Consider the following 18,425-nt stretch of genomic DNA (forward strand, 5'->3'; position numbering starts at 1 on the left):
TCAACTTCATCGTTTTCGTGTTTCTGTTACTGAAAAATGGGAACAAGTATGGTATGATGCAAGTAGAAAGAGACCGGTGCTGGACACACCGGCCTCTGGCGTACAGGTTACCACTTTAAGAGTGGCCCAGCCGCCACAATGGTTAGTGAATCAGAAAGTGACCCATCTCATTGCGCCGAGGGGGTCATTTTTTTGTGCGTTCAGACGTTGCACGATCGGATGTTTGGTGTAACACCAAGTGAACGATAATCGGAGCGAGGATCGGGACGATGACATAATCGCCGACCCAGGTCCATAGTTGTTCCATCCGCACCACCGCCTTCCTCCATTGTGGACTTGGCGGCTGACCCCACTATTGCTGCGTTAACCTGCCTCTTCATTATAGCAGATTCCCTTCAAAAAAGATGCTAAAAACAGGAACGTTTGTTCTTATTTTATAAAATGAACCTTTAGATGGAGTCGTCTCGGCAGTAGGTCTAAAGATGGAATTGAACGACAATAATGTTGCATGTCAGAAGTCAGACAGGATATAATCAATCTCGTGTGTATAACCACATGGGTGGGTGAGGGTGCCAATAAAGGATTGATTCCTATGGCAAAACAAACAGAATGGAAAACAGAAACATACGGGGGCGTGCTGAACTTTCTGGCGACAGCATACATCCCGGCCGTTCACGCGGCAATCTTGACACAAGCCGGACTCCCGTTCGAGGGAGCGCTCGTCGGAGCGATTTTGACAAGCATCATCGGAACGTTCATCGCAGGGCTGTTCAACTTGCCGCTGCTCCTATTACCAGGGATGGGCATCAACGCGCTCTTTACGTACACGCTCGTCCTGCAGATGGGGCTGAGCTGGCAAGGCGCGCTCGCCGTCTCGTTCGTCTCGGGGGCGCTCGTCGTCCTGTTGACGGTGACGAAAGTGGCGAGGAAACTCGCGAACGCGTTCCCGCCGATCATTCATGACGGTTTGACGGTCGGACTCGGCCTATTCCTCATCTTGATCGGACTCGAGGCGGCGGGGATCGTCTCGGGCGGTGGTGGGGCGTTGCTTCACATCGGAGACCTCGGGGAGCGGCCGGTACAGGTCGCGTTCCTGACGCTATTCGTCGCCATCCTTCTCTTTTTGAAGATGGGACCGAGCAGTTTCCTATGGACGATCGCGTTCGGGGTCGGCTTGAGCGCCGTCATGGGCACGCTCGACTGGACCGGTGAGTTCGCGCTTATGCCGTTCTTTGAGTCGTTCGGTACGGTATTCGGCAACGTCTCGTTCGCCGAGTCGGCGTCACCGATCTTCCTTGTCGCTGTCGGCGTATTGACGCTCGTCTTGCTGATCGAGAACATCAGCCTGATTCAGAATCAGACGCGTGCCATCGGCAAGGATGCGGATGCTCCGAAAGGGCTCGTCGCCCAAGGGTTATCGACGATGGCCGGTGCGATGTTCGGTTCGAGCCCGACCGTCTCGACGGTCGAGGTCGCGGCCGGCATCTCGGTCGGCGCTCGGGGCGGCATCGCCTCGTTCGTGACGTCAGGGCTGTACGTCGTCTCGCTCTTGTTGTTGCCGCTGTTCGCGATCATTCCGGTGACGGCGATTGCGCCGGTGTTGATCATCATCGGCATGATGATGTTCCAGAACGTGAAGCATCTCCCGCTCGACAATTGGGAGCATGCCTTCCCGGCGATTCTCGTCATCATCATGATTCCGTTCACGTATTCCATCGTCGATGGCATCGGGCTCGGCTTCATCGCCTACACGATGATCGTCTTGTTCAAGAAGGGCTATCGGTCGCTCAGTCCGGTCGTCGGTGTCTTGACCGTATTGTTCTTGGTTTTCTTCTCTTTACCAGTCTGGTTGTAAGATAGGGCGGTACCGTGTAAACGGTGCCGCTTTTTTGTATGATGAAACAAAGGGGGAGGTTCTATGGGGAAATCAGGAGGATTCGTTTCAATCGGAATCGCGTTCACAACAGGGAGTGGCCTGCTTCGCAACCTTCAAGTCGTTTGTGAAGCGTTAATGCGAGATGGTGGGAAGATAGATCGCATCACCTATAGCAAAGACGAAGATGGAACGGAGTGGGTGACGATTGAACCGAAGGGATCAGACCTCGACTTGTCTCAAATTCAGTATTACGGTTCCATTACCCTATCGACTGCCCGTTTCGGTCGACGTGACCAAATTGTGACCGTTTCATTGAAAACTGAAGTCGATTTTGAAGGGCTTCTCATTGATTTGGACTGGGAGGACTTGTTCGTGGACACGAATGAGACGGAATCGATTGTCAGAGCCACAGACAGTGTGGAACGACTGCTTATAGACGTATACCGTAGCACATCCTTCGCCTATGCGGTGGCGGGCCACGAGATTGAGCTGGACTGGGCACCTGAGACGCTTCTTCAAGACCGTAAAGTCATCGAAAGTCTTTCCCTCTCTGTCATACCCGTTAAGGACGGTCTCAAAGTGGTTCACGGGTCAATCGCACTTGATGGGATGACGCCACAAGATGATAAAAGCTCAAACCGGCGTTAGCTGAATGGTTGTTAGAAAGGGGCATGTTATGAATACAATCATCGATCGATTTACTTCAATTCAACAGGTCATTGATTCTCTCGGCACACAGGTGACCAAGTACAATTGGATGCTGACAGACGTGGACGGAAATATACCAGATCGCCATCTGCATTATTTTGATGATGTACGCGAGTTTGAAGAGGGATGGGTTTACTGGATTAAAGGAGAGCAACTGATTCAATTCGTTCACATGCCTGATGTCTATTTCATCTGGGGCGTATTTTCAGGATTTGACTCTAAGCAGTACATAACTTTTGAACAATTGGACGTCTACCCGTTCGCAGATGGAAATGCAGAACTGTGGATTGAATCACCACACATCCAACACCGAGCTGCGGTTTGTGAATTAATCTTGTGGGATTCCAGTCATGTCTTATTGTTAAGCAAAAATAGTGAATTAACTGAGCAGTTTCGTAAGGCTCATCCTGACTGGAGAAGTTTAGAAGAATATAACCGAACGAATGAACTATATTAATCTATAAAGCATTGCATCGGCATGGTATAATTTCCTTAATTTAGGAATAAAAAATTAAATTTACAGTTAATGAGGATGAACCATGAATCGAGAGCGGAAAATACGCGGCATGCGTCGGAAATTAAGAAAAATGGTCGAGCACGTCGAGGAAACGACGTCCACGTTTCCGACAACGTTCATCAATGGGTACTGGAACAGCAAAATCCCGATTGGGCAGCCCATCCTGTTCTCCAAACGGTTCAAGATGCGTGGAAAACGTCTTGTTGTAGACACATTGCTAGATGGAGCAATCCGTTTAAAACGTCTTCGACCTAACGAGGTTTATCGAATCGTCGTATTATTGGACGTCCCTTCACTCTGGGCGTCTGAGATCATCGTTTTCGAGACGGACGAAGCTTATCGAGATTTTCTCCTGAATCCGAATTGGACCCTTGGATCGATGGAGTTCAAGGAACACGAAATCTTATTGCGACAATTACCCGATGACATGGAACTGAAGAAGTACATGTCTTCGATGTGTGACGAGGATGGTCAGTTTGAAAGTGAGATTTGGCTTCTATATGTCTAGTGGTCATTTCACAACTAAAGAATACTGAAGATTGCGACATCTTTCTTTTGAAAGCACAATCGAATTTGTCATTCACTTTAATTCGAAAGGAGCCGTTGGAAGGTATGAAATCCAATCTACATCTATCTGTACGGATCATTACATGAAAAAGGCCAAAGCTATTTTTCTATCCGTCTCCTTGCTTTCCTTACTGGTTGTCGCACTCATTTCATTCTCAGGTCAACTCGCTTATACCTACTTCAAAGAGTTGGACATCTCAGGGAGCCCCATCACGAGTTGGGTCACGGACTGTCATGACAAGCGAAAGTTGTTTGGGATCATTGAGGTCGTCGATACGGATTTTTGGTGTGGAGATGGTAGTGACGTAGATTCCGGGCCCGGTATTTCTGAAGCAGGGGCGATTGTTGGACCTTCAGATGATGAAGGCGGCACACCAAGGGAAGATGAGAATGACTCGTCTCCGTCATACGGCAAACCATCTACAAGTGAATCTGATCGCCTTTCCCTATTACCTTACATCTTCAGCGCAATCCTTCTCTTGATTGGCTTATGGATGTGGCATAGACGCCGCTTTAACAAAAAAGTGAGGGAATCCATTTCGACAGACGAGAGGGTTGATGCAACGAAAGAGACAGACGAAATGTCCGAAGAGGTAAAACGCCCCGTCCATCCGCTGCCGGATTCACCGTTACGGCAACATTTGATTCAATTCGAACAAGCATTGCCGCCACAAAAGCGTCGGCGGACGTTCGAGACGTTATCCGCCTGGGCGAGCCGCATTCAACTCGATGCCTCGCTTCGGAGCTATTTAGAGACCCGTTATGACAAAGTCGAGATCACGCCACAACGTGAAGAAGCGTTCAAACAACAGCTCGACGCCTACTTACTTCGCCTAGAAAAGGAGCCACTCTCATGACCATCAAACGCGTATTGGAACAACTGGACCAGATCTATCTCGGAAAGCCTGAAATCACGCGTCTCTGCTGTACGGCACTCCTCGCCAATGGTCACATCTTATTAGAGGACGTTCCTGGGACCGGAAAGACGCTCCTTGCGAAAAGTATCGCCAAAAGTTTCGAGGCCGACTTCACACGAATTCAGTTCACGGCCGACCTTCTGCCGACCGACATCATCGGTACAGACTTCTTCAACGTGCAGACCCAGACGTTCGAGAACAAGACCGGACCGATCTTCACGAATATCTTGCTGATTGATGAGGTCAACCGGGCCGTCCCCCGGACGCAATCCGCTTTGCTCGAGGCGATGGAGGAGCGGCAAGTCTCAATCGGCGGTGTCACATATAAATTGCCTGAACCTTTCTTTGTCATCGCGACACAAAACCCAATCGAGTCAGCAGGAACGTTCGCGTTACCAGACGCGCAGCTCGATCGCTTCTTTATGGCGCTCCAAGTCGGCTATCCAGAGGCTTCAGAAGAGCGGAATTTGATTCTCCAAACGATTTCCAAGACACGACATGCCGTGCACGCTCTCATGTCGAACGAGTCGTTCTCAGCGGCCCAAGCAGAAGTCGAGGATGTCCGAGTCCATGAAGATGTCGTCACGTATCTGCTTGCACTCGTTCAAGAGACGAGGAACCATCCGCTCGTCGAGGTCGGGGCGAGTCCACGGGCGACGCTCGCGCTCGTCAAAGCATCTCAAGCGTACGCCTATATCCAGGAACGACAATTCGTGACCCCGGAAGATGTTCAGGCCGTCGCGCCGCAAGTATTGTCACATCGATTGACGTTGACGCTCGAAGGGGACGTGAAGTCGACAAAGCGGAATGTGCTGGAAGATATACTTGAACGAGTCGACGTGCCTGTCGAGAAGGTATGACCATGAACCGCTACGAACTGAGCACGCCAACGTGGTTGGAAGAAAAATTATGGTCTGCGTACACCGGTCTGATGATCTTCACGATATGGTTCCCATATATCTGGCCAGTTGCCTACGTCTGCGGAATCATCCTCGGGCTGATGCTGGCTCGGAAATGGTTGACGAATACAATTTCTACTTCCATAGGTGTGTCGTTCCATCAAAAAGAACAATTGCTGTTCATCGATGATGCCGCCACGTTACGAATGACTGTCCACGGCTTAAATCAAATGACAACGCTCGGAATCCCACTTTCTGTCCGAGTTACGCTCGGACGAGGCATCACCTTTGAAAATGGCTCGAGTACGACGACACTCGACATCGAGCCAGACGAAGCGGATGTTCCGTTGACGATTCAGGCTGAGAAACGAGGACCGGTCAAAATGAACGAATGCATCGTCAGCGCGAGACTGCCATTCTTTCTTGGTACGGTACTGCTCGTCGACGCGGTCGAGTCACTTCCCGAGTGGACGGTACTCCCGTCGATCAAGAAGATGAACGTGTCCGACTCGAAGCATTATCGCGTGGGAGATCGGCTCGTCAAACATTCCCCACTCAAAGACCAGTTGATGATTCTGAGCTCGAAATCGTATGAAGCCGAACCGGCGAAACAAATTGATTGGTATGCGTCGGCCAAGACAGGACGTTTACAAGCGAAAGTATTTCAACGACAAAACTTGGATACGTTCACGTTAATGCTCGACTTGAGTGGTCCGCTCGGAAACGGCCTCCACGCTCGTTACGAAGAGTTGATTCAACAGGCAGCTTATCTGGTATCCTATTTGGTGAAGGAAGATTGTAAAGTCGAGCTGTTCATCAATCGGCTCGATGCTGATAATCATATCGACCACCTGCGAATGAGTGACGGTCGCAAGCAATTGCGCCTCGCCCTCGTACGTCTGGCGGGCGTCCATGAATCCGATCGATTCGTCGCTTCGAAACGGTTCAATCAGATCATCGAGCGACAGAAGCATCCTCATGCGGAAGTGATTCGGATTGATACGTCACTGCTCAAGCAGATGTTTATCAGTTGAAAGGAGGCAACATGTTGCGCCACCTCACAACATTCGCCTTAGCCGGGGCCTTCACACTCGTTGCTACGTCTGCAATTGCCGCGCCGACAGAACGGTCCGCTGAGCGTTTCGCTAAAACCCATTTTGAGTCAATCGTCCTTGATTATATTGAAGGGGGAGACGACCCGAGCGGCTATCACTTGACGGAAAGTCACTCCATCTCGTTCGGTTCGCTTCATAAAGTGATGATGGCCGCACAATCCTGTTACTCGTCAGATGAGCTTTGTACGTTCGTCCCGAGCGATGAGCACGTGTCGGCCGTCTTACAGGACGGAGAACCAAGAAACGTCATCGGCACGTATGAGCAGGAACCGGGTGTCTTCGCCTTCTCAACGCTCGGGTACGGCCAGGAGTTGTCAACTGCTCTAGGCGACGTATCCGGCTCACTCGTCCATTCGGCGCCAGAAAATGCCTGGTTTGACTATGAAGAGAAGACGTTGACCGCCTTGACGACCGATGCAAAACGCTTCATCGGCGGAGATACGATCACGCTCGTATCCTATCAGGCACTCTTAGTCGAGACACATGCAAATATCGAAGGTTCGTTGGAAGATGGCCTCACTGGTAGTTCAGGTAATGTTCAGACGACAGAGCCGAAATCATATCGGATGCTTGGCCTAGCGTTGCTGACAGGCCTTCCGCTCGGTTATTTCTTTTATCGGAGGCGATGGAAAAGATGAATTTGAAACGTCCGTGGTTACGTGAAGTTGACGCGACCACGGCTTTATTTGTGCGTCAACACGCAGTGCATTCGGATCAATTTGAACAAAAGACGGACAGCTTACCCTATTCTAGCGAGCGGACGTTATGGCAAGTGGACCGTAATGAATTCGACCGTGTCTATGATCAAGAGCTTGATGACGTCTATCGCTCGATCCGTCGACAAGCTGCTGACATCTTCTCGTTTCATCCGGATGATGTGCAGATTGGTGAGGGTTTTACGGATGTAGTGGTATTGCGTTACCTCGCCATGCATCCGTTCACGCGAGACGTCTATATAGATGTCTCGCCATATGAAGTTGTCGAGACGGTGTATGTCTGGATGCATCCGATTGAGGTGTGTAAACAGAGAGACCAAACCACTCGTGTGACGCTAGACGTCTCCAACATCGCGACGGAAACCGAGTTACATGAACTGTTAAAAGAACAGTTACAATTTCCTTCGCACTATGGCATGAACTGGGACGCGTTTTGGGATGTCATCACCGATGAGAACGGATTGCCGGACATCGTGGAGCTATACGGTTGGACGGAGTTTGAGCAGCGATTGCCTGAGGCGGCGAACACGCTCGCAAAATGTTTTACGGACTACGGGAACGAGCCGGACGTGAAACCGTGTCGAATCATCTATTATCAGACAGAGATGCTGATTTTGCCGAGTGATGCATTAAAAGAGGGAGAAGCAAATCGCCTAATTTACCGACATCTCGCTGGCGCAGCATTCCCGTTACGCGTGGAACGGAAGACGTCGGTACGGTTGCCAAGGCGACATCGTTTCGCGTTTGAACGCTTAGAAGAGGAGGCTGTCACATCCGGAATCGTTCATAATCATGAGGATATTACACCATGGCTGACACTTTCCTGTGACGACCAGCGTGAAGACGTCGTCACGTTCTCAAATGAAATGGATTGGTTGGTAAGCTATTACCGTGAGGGACTGACACTACAAGGGATGACTATTGAATCCGTTGAATCGATTGATACAGCGGATTACGAGACGTTTTTTCGTCACGTGACACGTGGTGCGTATCCGATTGAATTGACGTTCTGTTTCGGTGGTACAATTGCTCTAAGCGAGAGGGTCTATCGATTGACGCTACATGACGCAGCATGGGAGAAGTTGATTGAAGACGGGTTGTTGCCTCAGCTAGAGATTCCGAAAGCAAAAGGGTTTTGGAAGTCGTTTTCCCCAACTACACCTGTACAGACATTCGAGACATTCATCGGAGAGTATCATCCCCATATCTTCGGAAACTTCATACTGGCGCATGATGCGGACGATGTGTATCACTTTCTCGATCATGTGAACGGTTCGATTAAGCGATTTTGAAATAGTGAGCGATGCTTTTACCTTGCTCATTGCACATTTTTTACGAAATGGAGCTGTACAAATGAAAAAATATACGTGCGTCTGTTGCGGGTACAAAACGATGGAGGAGAAGCCGCCCGGAACGTTTTTGATTTGTCCGAACTGTTTTTGGGAGGATGATGGTGTAAATCCCGATGTTTGGGGAGGCGCAAACGGTGTTTCTTTACGAACGGGTCAACGGAATGTGATTCGTTTCGGGGTTTCCGAGGAACAGTTGGTTGGCAATCGTCCATCTAGAGAATATGAAAAGGACGCGGCATGGAAACCTGTCTGGGAAGCGAATCCGTCGATGTCACCCTCCTTATTAATCGATGGTGTAGTCTTGCATCGAAAAAAGAATAAGCCTATTGATATCAACCGGTTCAATGAACAGTTTGAAAGAATGTTGAAACAAAATGGATGGACGTTTGGCGGAGAGTTTGTTCAATCTGAAGAATAGGAGACTCTTTTGAAGACTACACAACGCATCATGTCATAAGATTATACTTGCATGGTATTTAGAGCAAAATCACATGCAGAAATCAGGTGGAGCGATGTATCGATATAGATTAAGCAAATACAATCCAGAATACAGAGATGAGTTCGGTGGCTACGAAAATAACGAGTGGACATCAATATCCGATGTTGGAAAGTCGTTTGATGGCGTTATACTTAATTTCGAGGAATACATGAGAAGTGAAGATGCATATGTGAAGTCGGTGAACATAATTATGGATTATTGCAAGGTGACCGCCCTCAAGGTTACATATATTGAGAAGAGAGGAGCTCTCTCAGCTCACGAATATCATCTACCTACTTTTCCAAAGAACCTATATGATTTAAAAACGACAGCTTTGTACAAAGGTGTGAAAAAAGGAACGGTTTTGACGGGGTGGAGAGTCGATCGTGTGATTCGGTTATTGTTGAGAGAAGAGCTTTATTTACACTTAGAATCGTATCCACCAAACAAGAAAGAACAATCGCTCAAAGTTTTTGTTGGGTTTGATTATCTGATGGGGATTCATACAAATATAAATCTCAGACATTTAGAAGAGAAGCTTTTAGACATTGGCATGTATCTAGAATAAAACAAAAGTCGTTATTGTTAATTCTCTCAAAAACAATCCACACAAGGGGGTGAACCTTGAATACACTTAGAGAATTCAAATCGCTCGATAGTGAGGTTTGGCGAGTACGACTTGACGAGAGTGACGCATTCCTCGTGATTAAAGATGAGAAAAGACGAAGCGAGCTCACCGACTATCCATGGTTTTCTGAACATGAAGCTTCTCTTTTTGAGTCGAAAGAGAACGTCATTCAGGTCAGTTACCTTGTCACCCCGGACGTTCGATTGAGTCCAGAGCACTTGGCAGAGGTGTTTGAAGTCGTCGAACAGCTACTGCATCACGTCGCCCAGGCCTCGTGTGACATCATACTCACGCCTCACACTTTTCCTAGCGAATCTGATCGTTTAAACTATATTCAGAAAATGTGCGCGGTCGATTCTGATGCGTATAACGATTTGACTCAATAAAGTCGCATGCGCATCACTACCACTTAAAAGAAAGTAGGAGTAACCATTGGATTATTTAGAACATCTAGAAGCCCATTGTGGAGAATTTGTCACTGGATACGACGTTCCCGATTTACTGGAGGACCATGTCCAAATACTAAAATTGGAGGAGCCAAAACCTTCTGACATCGTGACGATCGCAACACTAGGGTTACATCTACACTCGTTTCAATTCGAGGATGGATCGGTCGCCCATCAAGATTTGTTGTTTCGCTTCAAACAAAAACGTGCCGAGCAGGACATCGTCCAGTTAGTGTGGCATTTGGCGACCCATGCGCTCGAGACACATCAAGCGTTTGATTTAGGTGAATACTTCAGTTTGCCGAAAGGTGTGCTCAAACGGTACAAGTTTTCCTCCATCTACGTGACCGCACCGTTCTACTCAGATCCATCGTTTCTAAAATATGAAGGCGAACCCCACGACGTGCTCGTTGTTTGGTTCGTCCCTATTTTCCCATCAGAGGAACGTTTCATCGAAGAACACGGTGCCGAAGCGTTCGATGAATTACTTTTTGAAACAGATGATGAGCTACTCGATTTGAAACGCAAACCGCTCGTTTGAGTTCGATACGTGTTGACCGACAAGCCCCCATGCGCACGCATGGGGGCTTGTTTTACATATACGGTCCGTTCGCCTGAACGACGAACTGTGAGTACTCGTAATGATAGGTGATGCGTGAGTAGTCAAACGGTTTCCCGTTCGAAAGATGGAAGATCGTCTCGATGCGGAGCGTCGGGTCCTCCGTCTGTAAACCTAGATAGCCGGCTTCCGTCTCAGTCAGTCGGCCGACCTGCATGTACATGTCCGAAAAGCCGATGGTGACGCCGAGTGCGCCTTGGACGTAATCGAAGATCGAGTCGGCCACGATCTCCCGGTTCAAGTACGGGACAATCGCCTTCACAAAATACGACTCCTCATGACAGAACACCTCGCCGTCGACGAAGCGGACCCGTTCGACGCGATAGACATCGTCCGTCACGTCAATACCAAGGTTCTGTGCGACCGTCGCGTCCGGTTTCGTGACCGAGACATCGAGCACATCCGACGTCAACATCCGGTCCCCGAGATTGCTCTTGAACCCTTGCGTCGAGAACAAGCTCATATAGCCCGAACGGTTGTGGCGCCGGACGAAGATGCCGCTCCCACGCAATTGAAAGACGACGCCTTTCCGCTCCAGCAACTCGAGCGCTTTCGTGACCGTGCTCTTGCTGACGGCATATTGGCTCATCAACTGCTCGAGGACGGGCAGTTTATCTCCTTGCTTCAAATCGTGTTGATTGATGTACTGCTCAATTTCGGCTGCAATCTGTTGATATTTTAGCATGTGGCATCCTCACCTCGTATAATCTGCTTCGATTGTACCACGTCACCATTTCGTCGAGAATACAAAATATATCGCACTTGTATAATTGTACCGGTACAATTATACTTGACGTGTATGATTCATCATTGGTATCTCGGAGAAGGAGGAACACATATGAAAACACTACCAAAAGACTTTCTATGGGGCGGCGCTCTCGCCGCCCACCAATTTGAAGGCGGCTGGGACGCCGACGGTAAAGGACCGAGCGTCGTCGACGTGTTGACGGCCGGCGCTCACGGCGTCGCGCGTCGGATCACGGACAAGGTCGAGCCGGACGAGTTTTATCCGAACCATGAAGCCATCGACTTCTATCACCGCTATAAAGAGGACGTCGCGCTCTTCGCCGAGATGGGCTTGAAATGTCTCCGCACGTCAATCGGCTGGAGCCGAATTTTCCCGAACGGGGACGATGCAGAGCCGAACGAGGCCGGACTCCAATTTTATGACGACTTGTTCGACGAGTTGTTGAAGCACGGCATCGAACCGATCATCACATTGTCCCACTTCGAGATGCCGCTCCACCTCGCACGTGAGTACGGCGGGTTCCGCAACCGTGCCGTCGTCGACCATTTCGTCCGTTTCGCCGAGGTGTGTTTCGACCGCTACAAAGACAAGGTCAAATATTGGATGACGTTCAACGAGATCAACAACAAGATGGACGTCAACAACCCGCTCTTCTTATGGACGAACTCTGGCGTCATCGTCGAAGATGGGGAGAACGCCCGTGAAGTGATGTATCAGACGGGGCACCATGAGTTGATTGCGAGCGCGCTCGCCGTCGCGAAAGGGAAAGCCATCAACCCGGACTTCGAGATCGGGGCGATGGTATCACACGTGCCGATCTATCCGTTCTCGTCGAACCCGGACGACGTCATGCTCGCCGAAGAGATGATGCGCCAACGTTACTTCTTCCCGGACGTGCAAGTGCGCGGGTTCTATCCGAGCTACGCCTTGAACGAGTTCGAGCGTGAAGGTTATTCCATCCCGTTCCTCGAGGGGGACGAAGAGATTTTGAAAAATGGGACCGTCGATTACCTCGGTTTCAGTTACTATATGTCGACGACCGTGAAGAGTGACGTCGTCGCCGATAACAGTGGCGACATCGTCAACGGTGGTCTGCCGAACGGCGTCGAGAATCCGTATATCAAGTCGAGCGACTGGGGCTGGTCGATTGACCCCGTCGGTCTCCGCTACGTGCTCAACCGCTTGTATGACCGCTATCAAATCCCGCTCTTCATCGTCGAGAACGGATTCGGTGCTGTCGATGAGATCGTCGACGGGAAGATCCATGATGCGGCCCGCATCGACTACTTGAAAGCGCATATCGAGCAGTTGAAACAAGCGGTCGTCTATGACGGCGTCGACTTGATCGGCTACACGCCGTGGGGCATCATCGACATCGTCTCGTTCACGACGGGCGAGATGAAGAAACGGTACGGCATGATTTACGTCGACCGTGACAATGAAGGAAACGGCTCGATGGAGCGGATGAAGAAAGACTCGTTCGATTGGTACAAACATGTGATCGAGACGAATGGGGAAGCGTTGGAGTACAACGTAACCAAATAAAAATGACTCCCTTTGGCTATCTTGATGATGGTTAAAGGGATTTTTTCTGTATGATACTATTAGAAGAATATGGAGGTGTATAGATGAGCAGTTTCTCAATCCGTTTAGGTACAACTCGCAATCAGCAGCGTGATCGGGACTGGAATAAAAAACACATCACTGAGATCCACTCGTCATTTGTCTTTGAGGAATTGCTCTCGAGTCATGTATCGAGACAGATCGAACGTGGGGCACTCCAATTCAATTCCCATGCCGTTGTTGGAATCGAGCTTTTAGAGGCTAGTGAGACAAAGACATACACGCAGCACACGTTTGACGATACTCATCACCAAGTGTTGGTTCATGAGTTCATGAGTGAGACGTTCGACTATGATTCGTACATGATGACTCTCGACGAGCAAGAGAAGTTTTGTCATTTCGCTACCGTCGTTCGCGACGTGCTCGTGCCACTGTTAGATGTACAGATGTTCAGCACAAAACAGACAATCTCTGACATTATCGAGCATTGCCTGAAACAGATTGAAATGAACGACTACAAGTTGGTCGTCTTGTTGAATAAGACGCCGAAATCGAACAAAAAACGCAATCGGGTCGTGCTTTTCAAATTGATCGTCTCGGTGACCGGTGCGACGTTTTGGATTGAAGGGTACGAAAAAGGTATAAGACTGTTTCATATGCAGGTGATTGAGGAGATTGCGAGCTTTAACGCGTTCTCATTATATTTCGGGACGAGTCGTTGGGAGTCAGACGATGTGTTCGTCATTCAATCTGACGTCCGGAACTGGAATGCACGCGTCGATTTCAGGAGTAGAGATATCGACGTCTATAAACGAGAGAGGTAACTTAGGAGAGGAGTAGCCATGAATAAAATCGAAGCTAAATTCAATCGTGTCAAAAAGATGATTGAGAAGTACCCACAAGTGTTCGAGTACGGTCCAGGAGCTTCAGAAGCTGCCATTCAGGAGGCGGAGGAGCAACTCAATGTGACGTTTCCTCCGTTATACCGAAAGTTTTTAGAAATCTATGGCTACCTTGTAACAGAAGATGAATCGATTTGGGGAATCGCGCCTCAAAACCTTGAATATGATTTAGTCTCTCAAAACGATAAGTTTAAAAATATGTTAGCAAAATCAGGTAAACCGCCTCTTCTTTCATATTTGGTCGGCATCCAAACTTTTGAAGAATCGCTCATCTGTCTTGATTTAAAGACAAAGTCATACGATGGGGCAGAAGTGAAGACTTGTTTTTATCCACCGGAAAAGGAGGGTTCTGAGTATTTAGATGACTCTTTCACAGAACTATTTTATATGGAATGCGACAATGCGATATCTTCTTATTTAGATGAGCAAACCTTTAAGAAGGACAATCACCCGCCTTCCACAATTAAAGAAACGAAACTATCCTCAACTCAAGATGACTTATATGAGACAGCAAAGCAGCTAATTCTACAACATCCCGAACTTTCTGAGTTAGGTGACGGTTATACCAAGGAAGAAATCGCAATCGTCGAACGGGAATTAGGGGTCAACTTTACAGGGAGTTATTATACGTTTTTAAACGAGTTCGGTGGGGGACTGTTTGGAGAGAACGTGTTCTTCGCTTTGGACGATGATGAGTTGATAAAAATCAACCTACAACTGTATCATCCGACCGATTACGAACATGGGCTGGCAAAAAATCTGGTAGCGGTATACTACGATGACTTAGAAGACTTCTACGCCTGCCTTGATTATGAAAATAAGATAAACGGAGAGCCGAGCGTCGTATACCGGAACGCGAACGTACCCGAGGAAGATTATGATCAAAACGAACGACTTCAGTCTTTCGCTGAATTTCTTTTATACATCATTAAGGACACAGTATCAGTCAATGGATAGGTCGAAAAATTGAATCTAATGCAAAGCAAACCCTTATCAGAGAGTAAATTCTCTAATAAGGGTTTTCCTATACTAAAGTCAGGCTTGTGACTTTTTCTCTTTGATCGCCACCCACACTTCGCTATAGACGTTGTCCGACGGACCATCATGCTTCGTGAACGAGATACTCGGAAAGACGGCCCATAGGTTCGACGATTGTAATCTGTTCAAGGTCTTCATACGGATTGTGTTGCGTTGTCGCAAAGCCGATCATGTGCGCCAGTGAACCTTGTTCGTCCAAATAGCCTTCATCGAAGTTGTACGATACGTTAAGCACTTGGCGCGGATAGAGGTCCACGAATTGATGCATCTCGCTACGCTGATGCTCCGTGATTGACTGTGCCAACTCGACGATTGAATTGTTCACACCTTCAAACTGAATCGGGACGCGCTTGGACACGCCGACGACGTTGAATGAAGGTTTGTGTTCTAATTTGAATTCCATTGAAATTCCCCCTTTGATGTCGATGAAGAAAGTGAATTTCGGGAATGACTTTTGAATCTTGTTCTTGATCACTTCAGACGGTAAAAAGCCACACCAGTCTCGAAACGCTCGCGAGAAGCCGTCGACGGATTGGTATCCATACGTATAGGCCACATCCGTGACTGATTTCCCATGAATTAAGTCCTTGTTCGCTTCTGACAGCCGACGATTTCGGATGTATTCATTGAGCGCTATCCCGGCCATATAGGAAAACATGCGTCGAAAATGATAGTCGGATACACCGACGATGCGTGTGATATCCTCACTCGTGATGTCTTCTGTTAGATGTTGATCGATGTGGTCCATCAATCGGTTCAATGATTCAAGCATCAGCATTCCCTCCTTTCTGCATTCATCATACTTCGAACATCGTAGGGGCACTCGATGATTTCGATACGGATATCATCGGATAAAAGACATCACTGGTTGTAGCCGATGAACATCGTGAACATGAAAAGGATGACCGATGACGTCATGAGTAGGAATGCAAGCGAGCTCGCGAACACGAGAAATCCTTTGGAGAAGTGGCGTCGTCGTTTCCAAATCCCGATGACGAACACCACGTTCAAAATGAGAAATAGTGCGAGCAGCAGTAACGGGAGGGCCCGGTCCTGCATCAATATAAGTAAGTCCATGAAAGATTACCTTCCTTTGCTGGTTTGTTAACGACTAAATCAGTGATGCTCGGTGAAGACAAGGTACCAACAATCATGTCCTTCCCAGACGCGTGTCGTCCAACAATATCCGTTCGGAAAATCGTCAAGTGAGAAAGCGACCTCAAACGTGAGATGATGTTTGAATGTCTTCTCCCACACTGTCTGTAGTTGGTCGAGTGGCTGTTCTTCTAATTGGATTCGTCGCGAAGAATGGTGTCGCGTGATCAAACACTTGATGGCCTCAGGACCAAACAACATCCGTTCGATGAACTCCAGATTATGCGGTTCGGGCATCTCGTGTACGGATACGAGTAAATTTCCTTGATAGAGCTGTTCATCAGTATTGTCGATATAAAAAGGTGATGAGGTCAATGTGCTCGTCCTTCCATTTGAAGATTTTATAAACTAGGTTAGTTATCCTAATCTCTCCTATAATAGATGAGAATGGTAACGCATATCGCTTGTGACTAAGGAGGAAACAACTATGAAGAAGCTACTTCGTGCGACCATCGCCGGCATCGCGTTGTTCACGCTCAGCGTCGCGCCGTCAGAAACCGTGGACGCCGCACCGAAAAAATTCAAAAACTGTACCGAGCTAAATAAGACGTACAAGGGCGGTGTCGCCAAAACGAAGACGACGAAAAACAAAGGCGGGAAGACGAAGTACAAGCCTTACGCCAACAGTTCGCTTTACAAAGCGAATGAATCAAAAGACCGTGATAAGGACGGCATCGCCTGTGAACGCTAAGAGATGAGAGGACAGCCGTCCTCCGTCTCTTTTTTAGTTGTTGAAGCGGTAGGATACTTCCCCTTCAGAATCGTAGCCAGTGATGGACTCAATCGACTCGATTTGGTCGACGAGGACGAACCAGACGTCATTCCCGGCCTTTGTCTTCAACAGTTCCGGTTCGAACCGCTCCCCGTTCAACTCGACAACGACTAGGGTCGTCATACCGTGGTTCATCCCGTAAAGGATGTCGTATGGGGAACATTCTGACCGATCCCCGCACGTGCGGCTATCGATTGACCACGTGAGCTCTTCTTCTGACAGCGAACGCGATGTAATCGACTCGACGCGATCGTCAATGGTAATTTCAAGGCCCATACCTTGCATAGATATGTCTTCGCTCCATTCGTCGACAGCAAAACTGTTCATGAAAAAGCGAAGACTCATGTCACGGTCATCGAGAGTGTAAGTGAGAATTGGATCCGCTCCCTCGGGCAACTCCGGCTGATAACAACAATACGCATACGATGATTAGGACAATCTTTTGCTGATGGTTCATTAGAGACCGCTCGCTTTCTCAGGTTGTAAAAACTGTCGCACTTGTTCAATCGGAAACGCTGGGTTCCAATGGACAAAATGACCCCCGGTGACACGGATGCAGGTGATCGGGAGCTCCTGCCGTTGCAGGTCCGATATGGCTGACCGCGTCAATCGGGCTTCTTTGTCGTCCAGTCCGACGAAATCACCGTAAAAAAGTAACGTCGGGACTTGGAGTGTCCGCATAAGCTGTGGCACGTCAAGATGGTAGAAGCCGAACAACAGATTCAATCCACCTCGTCCTAGCTTAGCCGGGGCGTCCAGTACACGTCGAATCTCATCTCGTTCCGAAAGACCAGTCTTCGCACAGAAAGTTTGGAACCGTTCGTCTGAGATAGACTGGGTCGGCTCGTCTGAAACAATCTTTCTTTCAATCCGCTCTATAATCCGTGGTCCCATCAAACGATAAAGTCCGCTCAGGAGCGGGACGGTAAGGCCGAACACCCCATACTCTTTTAACGGCACGCGCGGGAACGCCTTATGTCCTTGGTCGAGCAAGACGAGCCGCTCCACTTGCTCGGGATAATGGGTGGCGAAAGCGAGACCGACCGCACCACCGAGCGAATGTGCGATCACATGGACAGACCTGAGTCGTTGTGTCTCGACGTAGCCGTTGACCCAATCCGCCAACTGTTTGGATGTCATAACTTGATTGACCCCTTCACTTCTTCCGAACCCTGGCAAATCTAACAAATGAACCTCGAAGTCATCATATAGCGCCTCGGCGAGCGACCGGCCTTCTTCTCCGGTGAACCCTCCGGCTGGTAAATACAAAACAGGTGTCCCACTTCCAATCACTTCTGCATAATAACGACTCAACCAAAAACCCACCTTTCGAATTCCAATATCTGTATCTTACCATTGTACGTGACCATGCACTTGAACAGAAGCAGATTCTTCCAAGCGGAGATACG

22 protein-coding genes and 2 pseudogenes are annotated in these 18,425 nt (G+C 48.6%); 17 read left to right on the forward strand and 7 right to left on the reverse strand.

From position 1 onward, the window contains the following. Positions 1-184: 184 nt before the first annotated feature. A complete protein-coding gene (locus tag EVJ33_RS15710) occupies positions 185-307 on the reverse strand; it encodes a hypothetical protein (protein WP_255417482.1) in 123 nt (40 codons plus the stop codon). Between the two features lie 285 nt (positions 308-592). On the opposite strand from EVJ33_RS15710, the gene EVJ33_RS04955 reads away from it, so the two are divergent. From EVJ33_RS04955 to EVJ33_RS05015, 13 genes and pseudogenes are all read left to right on the forward strand, one after another. Continuing rightward, complete coding sequence (locus tag EVJ33_RS04955) at positions 593-1,855, forward strand: NCS2 family permease (RefSeq protein WP_131434987.1); 1,263 nt, start codon at positions 593-595, stop codon at positions 1,853-1,855. A 63-nt stretch (positions 1,856-1,918) separates the two neighbouring features. Then, positions 1,919-2,524, forward strand: a complete 606-nt coding sequence (locus tag EVJ33_RS04960; protein ID WP_131434989.1) for an Imm64 family immunity protein — start codon at positions 1,919-1,921, stop codon at positions 2,522-2,524. A 28-nt stretch (positions 2,525-2,552) separates the two neighbouring features. Continuing rightward, positions 2,553-3,041 (forward strand): hypothetical protein, encoded by a 489-nt coding sequence (locus tag EVJ33_RS04965; protein WP_131434991.1) that lies wholly within the window; start codon positions 2,553-2,555, stop codon positions 3,039-3,041. Positions 3,042-3,123: 82 nt separating this feature from the next. Further along, entirely contained in the window at positions 3,124-3,609 is a 486-nt protein-coding gene (locus EVJ33_RS04970; RefSeq protein WP_131434993.1) for a DUF3916 domain-containing protein, read from the forward strand. Positions 3,610-3,751: 142 nt separating this feature from the next. After that, positions 3,752-4,525 (forward strand): hypothetical protein, encoded by a 774-nt coding sequence (locus tag EVJ33_RS04975; RefSeq protein ID WP_236634537.1) that lies wholly within the window; start codon positions 3,752-3,754, stop codon positions 4,523-4,525. Further along, positions 4,522-5,445, forward strand: coding sequence for an AAA family ATPase (locus EVJ33_RS04980; protein WP_131434995.1), 924 nt, complete (start codon positions 4,522-4,524; stop codon positions 5,443-5,445). The genes EVJ33_RS04975 and EVJ33_RS04980 overlap by 4 nt, the downstream gene beginning before the upstream one ends. A 2-nt stretch (positions 5,446-5,447) precedes the next feature. Then, entirely contained in the window at positions 5,448-6,518 is a 1,071-nt protein-coding gene (locus EVJ33_RS04985; protein ID WP_236634538.1) for a DUF58 domain-containing protein, read from the forward strand. A 14-nt stretch (positions 6,519-6,532) separates the two neighbouring features. Next, a complete protein-coding gene (locus EVJ33_RS04990) occupies positions 6,533-7,237 on the forward strand; it encodes a hypothetical protein (protein WP_131434997.1) in 705 nt (234 codons plus the stop codon). Then, positions 7,234-8,607 carry a barstar family protein gene (locus tag EVJ33_RS04995; RefSeq protein ID WP_161566899.1) on the forward strand — a complete coding sequence of 458 codons (1,374 nt, stop codon included), beginning with the start codon at positions 7,234-7,236 and terminating at the stop codon, positions 8,605-8,607. The genes EVJ33_RS04990 and EVJ33_RS04995 overlap by 4 nt, the downstream gene beginning before the upstream one ends. 61 nt (positions 8,608-8,668) lie before the next feature. Beyond that, positions 8,669-8,917 (forward strand): annotated as a pseudogene (locus tag EVJ33_RS15595) (CPCC family cysteine-rich protein); the annotation flags it as partial. 241 nt (positions 8,918-9,158) lie between these two features. After that, positions 9,159-9,713, forward strand: a complete 555-nt coding sequence (locus tag EVJ33_RS05005) for a hypothetical protein (RefSeq protein ID WP_131435003.1) — start codon at positions 9,159-9,161, stop codon at positions 9,711-9,713. A 56-nt stretch (positions 9,714-9,769) separates the two neighbouring features. Then, complete coding sequence (locus EVJ33_RS05010) at positions 9,770-10,159, forward strand: hypothetical protein (protein WP_131435005.1); 390 nt, start codon at positions 9,770-9,772, stop codon at positions 10,157-10,159. Between the two features lie 46 nt (positions 10,160-10,205). Then, entirely contained in the window at positions 10,206-10,760 is a 555-nt protein-coding gene (locus tag EVJ33_RS05015) for a suppressor of fused domain protein (protein ID WP_131435007.1), read from the forward strand. A gap of 52 nt (positions 10,761-10,812) precedes the next feature. Here the strand turns inward: EVJ33_RS05015 and EVJ33_RS05020 are convergent, their stop codons facing one another. Next, entirely contained in the window at positions 10,813-11,523 is a 711-nt protein-coding gene (locus EVJ33_RS05020; protein ID WP_131435009.1) for a GntR family transcriptional regulator, read from the reverse strand. A 153-nt stretch (positions 11,524-11,676) separates the two neighbouring features. On the opposite strand from EVJ33_RS05020, the gene bglA reads away from it, so the two are divergent. The 3 genes from bglA (at position 11,677) to EVJ33_RS05035 (ending at position 15,008) form a co-directional block, all read left to right on the forward strand. Then, the gene (gene bglA / locus EVJ33_RS05025) at positions 11,677-13,131 is read left to right on the forward strand and encodes a 6-phospho-beta-glucosidase BglA (RefSeq protein WP_131435011.1); all 1,455 of its coding nucleotides are present in this window, start codon (positions 11,677-11,679) and stop codon (positions 13,129-13,131) included. 83 nt (positions 13,132-13,214) lie between these two features. Then, the gene (locus EVJ33_RS05030; protein WP_131435013.1) at positions 13,215-13,973 is read left to right on the forward strand and encodes a hypothetical protein; all 759 of its coding nucleotides are present in this window, start codon (positions 13,215-13,217) and stop codon (positions 13,971-13,973) included. A gap of 18 nt (positions 13,974-13,991) precedes the next feature. Further along, positions 13,992-15,008, forward strand: coding sequence for an SMI1/KNR4 family protein (locus EVJ33_RS05035; RefSeq protein WP_131435015.1), 1,017 nt, complete (start codon positions 13,992-13,994; stop codon positions 15,006-15,008). Between the two features lie 78 nt (positions 15,009-15,086). Here EVJ33_RS05035 and EVJ33_RS05040 read toward each other — a convergent pair. The 3 genes and pseudogenes from EVJ33_RS05040 to EVJ33_RS05050 all read right to left on the reverse strand — a co-directional run bounded on the left by EVJ33_RS05040 (position 15,087) and on the right by EVJ33_RS05050 (position 16,559). Then, positions 15,087-15,861: pseudogene (locus tag EVJ33_RS05040) on the reverse strand (AraC family transcriptional regulator). A gap of 89 nt (positions 15,862-15,950) precedes the next feature. After that, the gene (locus tag EVJ33_RS05045; RefSeq protein WP_131435017.1) at positions 15,951-16,166 is read right to left on the reverse strand and encodes a hypothetical protein; all 216 of its coding nucleotides are present in this window, start codon (positions 16,164-16,166) and stop codon (positions 15,951-15,953) included. A gap of 39 nt (positions 16,167-16,205) precedes the next feature. Next, entirely contained in the window at positions 16,206-16,559 is a 354-nt protein-coding gene (locus tag EVJ33_RS05050; RefSeq protein WP_131435019.1) for a hypothetical protein, read from the reverse strand. A gap of 112 nt (positions 16,560-16,671) precedes the next feature. Between EVJ33_RS05050 and EVJ33_RS05055 the strand changes: the two genes are divergently transcribed. Further along, a complete protein-coding gene (locus tag EVJ33_RS05055; protein WP_131435021.1) occupies positions 16,672-16,935 on the forward strand; it encodes an excalibur calcium-binding domain-containing protein in 264 nt (87 codons plus the stop codon). A 33-nt stretch (positions 16,936-16,968) separates the two neighbouring features. On the opposite strand, the gene EVJ33_RS05060 is transcribed toward EVJ33_RS05055, so the two are convergent. Beyond that, on the reverse strand, positions 16,969-17,343 hold the full coding sequence (locus tag EVJ33_RS05060; protein WP_131435023.1) for a hypothetical protein: 375 nt from the start codon (positions 17,341-17,343) through the stop codon (positions 16,969-16,971). Positions 17,344-17,472: 129 nt separating this feature from the next. After that, positions 17,473-18,330 carry an alpha/beta fold hydrolase gene (locus EVJ33_RS05065; protein WP_161566900.1) on the reverse strand — a complete coding sequence of 286 codons (858 nt, stop codon included), beginning with the start codon at positions 18,328-18,330 and terminating at the stop codon, positions 17,473-17,475. Positions 18,331-18,425 lie beyond the last annotated feature (95 nt).

It is taken from the genome of Exiguobacterium sp. SL-10, assembly GCF_004337025.1.
In the GTDB taxonomy this organism is placed as follows: domain Bacteria; phylum Bacillota; class Bacilli; order Exiguobacteriales; family Exiguobacteriaceae; genus Exiguobacterium.